This window comes from Labrys sp. WJW, assembly GCF_001676615.1.
In the GTDB taxonomy this organism is placed as follows: domain Bacteria; phylum Pseudomonadota; class Alphaproteobacteria; order Rhizobiales; family Labraceae; genus Labrys; species Labrys sedimenti.
In genome coordinates this window covers 1-6,285 of record NZ_LYXZ01000095.1, presented here as the reverse complement: position 1 = coordinate 6,285, position 6,285 = coordinate 1, and the positions used below count along the sequence as shown (strand labels likewise).

The following is a 6,285-nucleotide window of genomic DNA, read 5'->3' as shown; positions in this document are numbered from 1 at the left end:
CACCACGGCAAAGGCATAGGATGTCCGCTCGCGAACCTTGAGATAACGGGCATGGGCCGCAAAGCCCGCAGCATCGGCGGGTAGTCTCACCGCCACGATCAGGTCGCCCGGCTCGAGAGCCGTATCCTGCTCCGGCATATCCCCCGGAAGGCGATGCAGTTCGCCCAGCGGGATCTCACGCCGCCCTGCCCTGCCCTCGATTTCCACCACTGCGCCGAAGGCCGCCAGCGGCACGCAGAAATCCGAGGGGTGAGTGGCGATGCAGGCTTCGCTCCAGCCCAATATCGCATGAAGGCGATTCTCGCCGCCCCGCGCATCGCAACCCGAGCCCGGCGCGCGCTTGTTGCAGGCGCCGGCGACGTCGAAGAAATAGGCGCAGCGCGTACGCTGCATGAGATTGCCGCCGACGGTCGCAGCATTGCGCAACTGGCCCGATGCCCCGGACAACAGCGCCTCCGCAACGGCCGGATAGGTCCTTGCGAAAGCCGGATCATGGGCAAGGTCCGCATTGCGCACCAGTGCCCCGATCCTGACACCGCCATTTGGCAGCCAGTCGATCGCGCCGAGATCCGGCAGGCGAGTGACGTCCACGAGCCGGTCGGGACGGCTCACACCGGTCTTCATCAGGTCGAGGAGGTTGGTGCCGGCAGCGAGAAAGGCAGAGCCGGGCTGGGCCCCCGCCGCGACTGCCTCTGCGATGGTGGCCGGCCTCACATAGTCGAAGTTTTTCATGCCGATTTCCTCCGTCCGCCCTCGGCGAGGACATGGTGGGCCTCCAGCACGGCCTCGGTGATGCCGGCATAGGCCGAACAGCGGCACAGATTACCGCTCATGCCCTCGCGGATGCGCTCGGGATCATCCCCGGCCTGGCCCTCGCGGAGCAGGCCGATGGCACTCATGATCTGGCCCGGCGTGCAAAAGCCGCATTGGAACCCATCATGGGCGATGAAGGCCGCCTGCATGGGGTGGAGATGCTCGCCCTGGGCGACGCCCTCGATGGTTTCGATCTCCGCGCCATCATGGCTGACGGCAAGCGCCAGGCAGGAATTGATGCGGCGGCCGTCGACCAGGACGGTGCAGGCGCCACATTGACCGCGGTCGCACCCCTTCTTGGTGCCGGTAAGATCGAGGCGTTCCCGCAGGAGGTCGAGAAGCGTCACCCTGGGATCGTCGAGGTCGACGTGGCGTTGCTCACCGTTGACGGTGAGGCTGATGGAGAAAGTCATGCACTGCTCCAATCGAGTGATTTTTGGACTGTCGAGGCTGCCGGGAGCAAAGCGCTTCAGGGGGGTGCCGATTCTCTCGGATCGAAGGCGCCTGTCTCTTCAGAGTCTCCGGAGGAGCACGATCCGGGTGGATCGAACTCCGGGCTTCAGGCCGCGAGACACACTCTGGGCGGCCGGATGCAAACACATCGCCCGACAACGCCGGGCTTCGATTTGATTGGAAAGCATCTGTCTGATTTGATGCTTATGCAGTATTTATACGGAGGGTCCCTCCGTTTTGCAAGAGGCAGGCTGACTGAATTCAGATGGTGGAGCGAACCGAGAAAACAAGCCGCAAGCCGCGCGCCGATGCAATCCGCAATCGGGAACGGCTGCTGGCGGCCGCCAAGACGGTTTTCAGCCGGGGCGGCTCCGAAGCGAGCCTGGAGGCGGTCGCAAGGCAGGCGGAAGTCGGCATCGGCACGCTCTATCGCCATTTTCCCACCCGCGAATCGCTGTTCGAAGCGGTCTATCGGCAGGAAGTCGACCACCTCAGCGAATTGGCGGAGCAACTGAAGGATGGCGTGGAGCCGGTCGACGCCGTCCGCCGCTGGCTGCATGCCAATGTCCAGCTGGTCGCGACCAAGAAGGGCATGCTGACGGCACTGGCGCTCGCTGCCTATGCCCCGTCCGAACTCTATGCCTATTCCTTCGATCGCCTGACCACGGCGCTCGGCATCCTGCTGGACCGGGCAGCGGCGGCCGGACAGATGCGGGCTGATATCACACCGGACGACCTGCTGCGGGCCCTGGTAGGCATGTGCTACATGCGCGACCATCCCGGCTGGCTGGAAGCCGTGCAGCGGCTCGTCGACGTTTTCGTCGACGGCCTGTGTGTCGGGGCCGCGAAGGCGGGTTGAGCGCCCCGTCGGCGGGTTTTCTGCCGTTCAGCCAGTTTTCCGGATTCGCACCGGCACGGATTTGTAGGAAGGCGTGCCGCTTTGCTCATCCTTGTAGTCGAGGGGCACCAGCCCATTGGCTTCGGGATAATAGGCCGCGACCGAACCGCGGGCGATGTCATAGGCGATGGCGGTCAGGCTGAGGCGCCGGGGCTCGCCCGACGGCAGCGCCGTCTCGATCTCGACGAGATCGCCATGCGCCAGTCCCAGCCGGGAGAGGTCCGCCTCATTCACGAACAACACGTCACGGCGGCCGAACACGCCACGATAGCGGTCGTTCAACCCGTAGATCGTGGTGTTGTACTGGTCATGGCTGCGGATGGTCGCCAGCTTGAGCACGCTGGCATCGGCGCCGGCCGGATCTTCTTCCAGCCCCTTGAAAGGCAGGAACTCGGCCTTGCCCGAGGGAGTCGGCCAGATGCGCTCGGTCGGCGGCAAAGGCAGGCGGAAGCCGCCGGGGATGCGAATCCTCTGATTGTAGTCCTTGAAATCCGGCAGGACGTTCTCGATCGCATCGCGGATGAGATCGTAATCGGCAACCATCTCGGCCCAATAGACCTTGCTGTCGGGCAGCGTCGCCATGGCCATGCCGGCGACGATGGCCGTCTCGGAGCGCAGATACTCCGAGGCCGGCGGCAGCTTGCCGCGCGAGGCGTGCACCATCGACATGGAATCCTCCACCGTGACGGCCTGAGGCCCGCTTGCCTGCATGTCGCGCTCGGTCCGCCCCAGCACCGGCAGGATGATCGACTGCTTGCCGACGAGCAGTTGCGAGCGGTTCAGCTTGGTGTCGAGATGCACGGCAAGGTCGAGCTTGCGCATGGCAGCCTGGCAGCGTTCGGGATCCGGCATGGCAACGGCGAAATTGCCCCCCAGGCAGATCAGGACTTTCGAGCTGCCTGCATCGATCGCTTCCATGGTGGCCACCGCATCATTGCCGTGATGACTTGGCGGCTTGAAGCCGAAGGTGCGCTCGATCCCCTCGAACAAGGGCAAGTTGGGCCGTTCGGTGATGCCGACCGTGCGGTTGCCCTGGACGTTGGAATGGCCGCGCAACGGGCAGATGCCCGCCCCTGGCTTGCCGAAATTGCCCTTCAGCAGGAGGAGGTTGGCGATCTGCTGGACATTGGCGGTTCCCCGACTGTGCTGCGTGATGCCCATGCCATAGGCGACGATGGTGGCGTTGGAACGGGCGTAGGCCTGCGCCACCTCCCCGAGCTGGGCTTTGCCGAAACCGCTGATGGCCTCGATGGCCTCCCAGGACGTCGCCGCGAGATCGGCGGCGAATTCGGCAAAGCCGCGGGTGTGGGCGGTGATGAAATCGTGATCGAGCACCTTGTTGCCCGACGCTTCGTCCATCTCGACCAAGGCCTTCATGATGCCCTTGAGGGCCGCGGCATCCGCGCCGACCTTGACCTGATAATAGGATGAGGCGATCCGCGTGGAACCGAAAGTGCCCATCTCGACGGGATTCTGGGGGTCCGCGAAGCGCTCGAGCGCCCGTTCCTTCAGTGGATTGAACACGATGATCGGCACGCCCCGGCGCGAGCATTCATGCAGCGTGCCCATCATGCGCGGATGGTTGGTGCCCGGATTGTGGCCCAGCGAGAGGATCAGCTCGCAATGGTCGAAATCCTCCAGCGAGACCGTGCCCTTGCCGATGCCGATCGATTGCGGCAGGCCGACGCTGGTGGCCTCGTGGCACATGTTGGAACAATCGGGGAAATTGTTGCTGCCATATTCGCGCGCGAAGAGCTGGAACAGGAAGGCCGCCTCGTTGGAGGCACGGCCGGAGGTGTAGAACTCCGCCATGTTCGGATCGGGTAGGCTGCGCAAGGCGGCGGCGATGCGCGCAAAGGCATCGTCCCATTCGATCGGCTGATAGGTGTCCGTCTCACCATCATAGGCCATCGGATGGGTGAGCCGGCCCTCATTCTCGAGGTGATAGTCGCTCCAGCCCAGGAGCTCGGTGACGGTGTGATCGGCGAAGAATTCCGGGGTGACGCGCTTGCTGGTCGCCTCCCAGGTCACGGCCTTGGCGCCGTTCTCGCAAAACTGGAAGGTCGAGCCGTGCTCCTTGTCCGGCCAGGCACAGCCGGGGCAGTCGAACCCGTCCGGCTGGTTCATCCGCAGGAAGGTCAGCGGTGCCTCGAGTACCTCCATCTGCGAACGCACGGCCGCTGCCGTCGCCTTTAGGGCACCCCAACCACCGGCAGGACTGTCATAAGGCCTGATCCCAGGAACGTCGCGTTTGCGGGCCATATGCCCCTCCGCTTGCCTATGTCTCTTTTGGATCGTCGCGGATTGCGGCCAGGCCGGCCGCCCTCGCATATCGAAGAGCATGCCGGACCGCTTTGGCCCAATCCCGATCCAGCTTGCGCGTTCTCCCCATCCTGTCAACCAACACGAAAAAGCCGCCGGCCGGTTCGTCGACAGCCTATCCGGGTCTCTAAATTTGGAGAGACACGCGCCGGAAACGCGGAGTGCCGATCTCCAGGGTTGCCGGGTGATTTCTCTCCCTCAAATCAAGGGCGCGTAATCGACAGCCTGCATGGCACGGTCTTCGATGACGCCGACCATCTTGCCGTCGCGCGCCACGGTCTCGTCCTTGATCCGTTGCCATTCCTCGTCGGCCATGAAGCGCTCCCAGCTCGCCTTCATCGCCCCGGCATCCGGCCAGCGCAGCAGGTAGACGAATTCCGTCCTTTCCGGCGTGGCCGCCTCCCAGAGCGAAGCGAAGTCAAAGCCATGGGTCTTCATGATACGGACGGCATGGTCGCGGAAACGGGCGTGGAAAGCCGCCTTGTTGTGCTCGAATATTTCATAGATGCGTAGTTGATAGATCATGGAATTGCTGCTCCTTTGGGCATGGCTGGAGCCGGTCTGGAGGCTCAGGGACGTCGCCCCGGCTGCCGCCACAAATTTCAGGAGATCGCGTCGGTTCGTGGGGTGAAGGTGCATGGCAACCGCTCCAGCTCAGCTCGGAAGCGATTTTGATCACCCGACAATCAATGTAAAATATATTATGAATGACTGATTGATAGCTACTGCATATCAATCTTCATCGCCTGCCTGACGATCTCGATGAAACTGTCGCGGATCGGCGAGGAGACATCGGCCCGCCAGGCGAGGACCATGTCCATATGGCTCAATTCATCGGGTGCGCTGGTGATGATCGGGCAAAACACGGCTCCCTTGCGGCTTTCCTGGGCGGCCGAGGCCGGCACCAGCGCCACGCCGAGGCCACCTGCTACCAGGCCGACGATGGTATGCATCTCATAGGCTTCTTGGGTGACGCGCGGCGCGAAACCGGCATGGCGGCACAGGGCGACCAGCTGGTCATGAAAGCTTACTCCTTCGGCGCGAGGCGTCATGATGAAATCCTCCCCGGCCAGCTGCTCCAGCCTGATCGCCGTCCCGGTGGCGAGGGGATGATCATCAGGCAAGGCGGCCAGGACCGGCTCACGCTCGATGCGCTCGAAATGGATATCGGCCGCCGGCACGCCCGGCCAACGCATGAAACCGATATCGGCCTGCCTGCCTCGCAGGGCCTCGATCTGCCTGGCCGTGGTGGCCTCGCGCAGAACGAGCTCCACCTCCGGAAAACGGGAGCGGAAGGTCCGCAGCGCCAGCGGCACCAGGTCTCGATGGGCGGTGCCGACGAAGGTGATGGCAAGCCGGCCGGCCAGGCCCGCCTCGATCCGGCGCGCACGCAAGGCCCCCTGCTCCAGGCCGGCCAGGCAGGTTTTCGCCGTCTCGAGGAAGGCGGCGCCGGCCTCCGTCAACGCGACATGCCGGTTGCTGCGCGTGAACAGGCGCGCGCCGACCTTCTCCTCGAGTTTGCGCACGGCCTGGCTGAGCGGCGGCTGGGCCATGTGCAGCCGCTCGGCCGCGCGATGGAAATGCAGCTCCTCGGCGAGGACGACAAATTGGTGCAGGAGGCGTGTCTCGATCATCGATCAGAACCATTGCGGCCGCTTCAAAACGAATGAGGGAGGGCAATGCCCTCCCTCACCCACCAAAACCTATCGCAAAACCTCAGTGATGGGCCAGGATGGCCAGCAGCAGGAGCGCCACGATATTGGTGATCTTGATGGCCGGATTGACGGCGGGTCCCCCCG

The 6,285-nt window shown here is 64.0% G+C and carries 6 protein-coding genes and 1 pseudogene; 1 reads left to right on the top strand and 6 read right to left on the bottom strand.

From position 1 onward, the window contains the following. Window positions 1–732 (bottom strand): xanthine dehydrogenase family protein subunit M (locus tag BA190_RS34485; protein ID WP_068299636.1); only part of this gene is annotated, 732 nt, incomplete at its 3' end. Further along, the gene (locus tag BA190_RS34480) at window positions 729–1,226 is read right to left on the bottom strand and encodes a (2Fe-2S)-binding protein (RefSeq protein ID WP_068299634.1); all 498 of its coding nucleotides are present in this window, start codon (window positions 1,224–1,226) and stop codon (window positions 729–731) included. The genes BA190_RS34480 and BA190_RS34485, both read right to left, overlap by 4 nt. 305 nt (window positions 1,227–1,531) lie before the next feature. On the opposite strand from BA190_RS34480, the gene BA190_RS34475 reads away from it, so the two are divergent. Beyond that, window positions 1,532–2,125: a TetR/AcrR family transcriptional regulator gene (locus tag BA190_RS34475; RefSeq protein ID WP_068299631.1), complete on the top strand. Its 594-nt coding sequence runs from the start codon at window positions 1,532–1,534 to the stop codon at window positions 2,123–2,125. Between the two features lie 27 nt (window positions 2,126–2,152). Here BA190_RS34475 and BA190_RS34470 read toward each other — a convergent pair whose 3' ends face one another. The 4 genes and pseudogenes from BA190_RS34470 to BA190_RS34460 form a co-directional block, all read right to left on the bottom strand. Then, window positions 2,153–4,426 carry an FdhF/YdeP family oxidoreductase gene (locus tag BA190_RS34470; protein WP_068299629.1) on the bottom strand — a complete coding sequence of 758 codons (2,274 nt, stop codon included), beginning with the start codon at window positions 4,424–4,426 and terminating at the stop codon, window positions 2,153–2,155. 258 nt (window positions 4,427–4,684) lie between these two features. Next, entirely contained in the window at window positions 4,685–5,011 is a 327-nt protein-coding gene (locus BA190_RS34465) for an NIPSNAP family protein (RefSeq protein WP_068299638.1), read from the bottom strand. 33 nt (window positions 5,012–5,044) lie between these two features. Further along, window positions 5,045–5,125 (bottom strand): annotated as a pseudogene (locus BA190_RS37280) (twin-arginine translocation signal domain-containing protein); the annotation flags it as partial. An 83-nt stretch (window positions 5,126–5,208) separates the two neighbouring features. After that, window positions 5,209–6,120 carry a LysR family transcriptional regulator gene (locus BA190_RS34460; protein ID WP_068299627.1) on the bottom strand — a complete coding sequence of 304 codons (912 nt, stop codon included), beginning with the start codon at window positions 6,118–6,120 and terminating at the stop codon, window positions 5,209–5,211. Window positions 6,121–6,285: the final 165 nt, after the last annotated feature.

What these genes read in the sequence shown, in the direction of transcription:
- BA190_RS34465 (WP_068299638.1), bottom strand. Translation starts at nt 5,011, where the DNA reads ATGATCTATCAACTACGCATCTATGAAATATTCGAGCACAACAAGGCG.
- BA190_RS34480 (WP_068299634.1), bottom strand. Translation starts at nt 1,226, where the DNA reads ATGACTTTCTCCATCAGCCTCACCGTCAACGGTGAGCAACGCCACGTC.
- BA190_RS34470 (WP_068299629.1), bottom strand. Translation starts at nt 4,426, where the DNA reads ATGGCCCGCAAACGCGACGTTCCTGGGATCAGGCCTTATGACAGTCCT.
- BA190_RS34460 (WP_068299627.1), bottom strand. Translation starts at nt 6,120, where the DNA reads ATGATCGAGACACGCCTCCTGCACCAATTTGTCGTCCTCGCCGAGGAG.
- BA190_RS34475 (WP_068299631.1), top strand. Translation starts at nt 1,532, where the DNA reads ATGGTGGAGCGAACCGAGAAAACAAGCCGCAAGCCGCGCGCCGATGCA.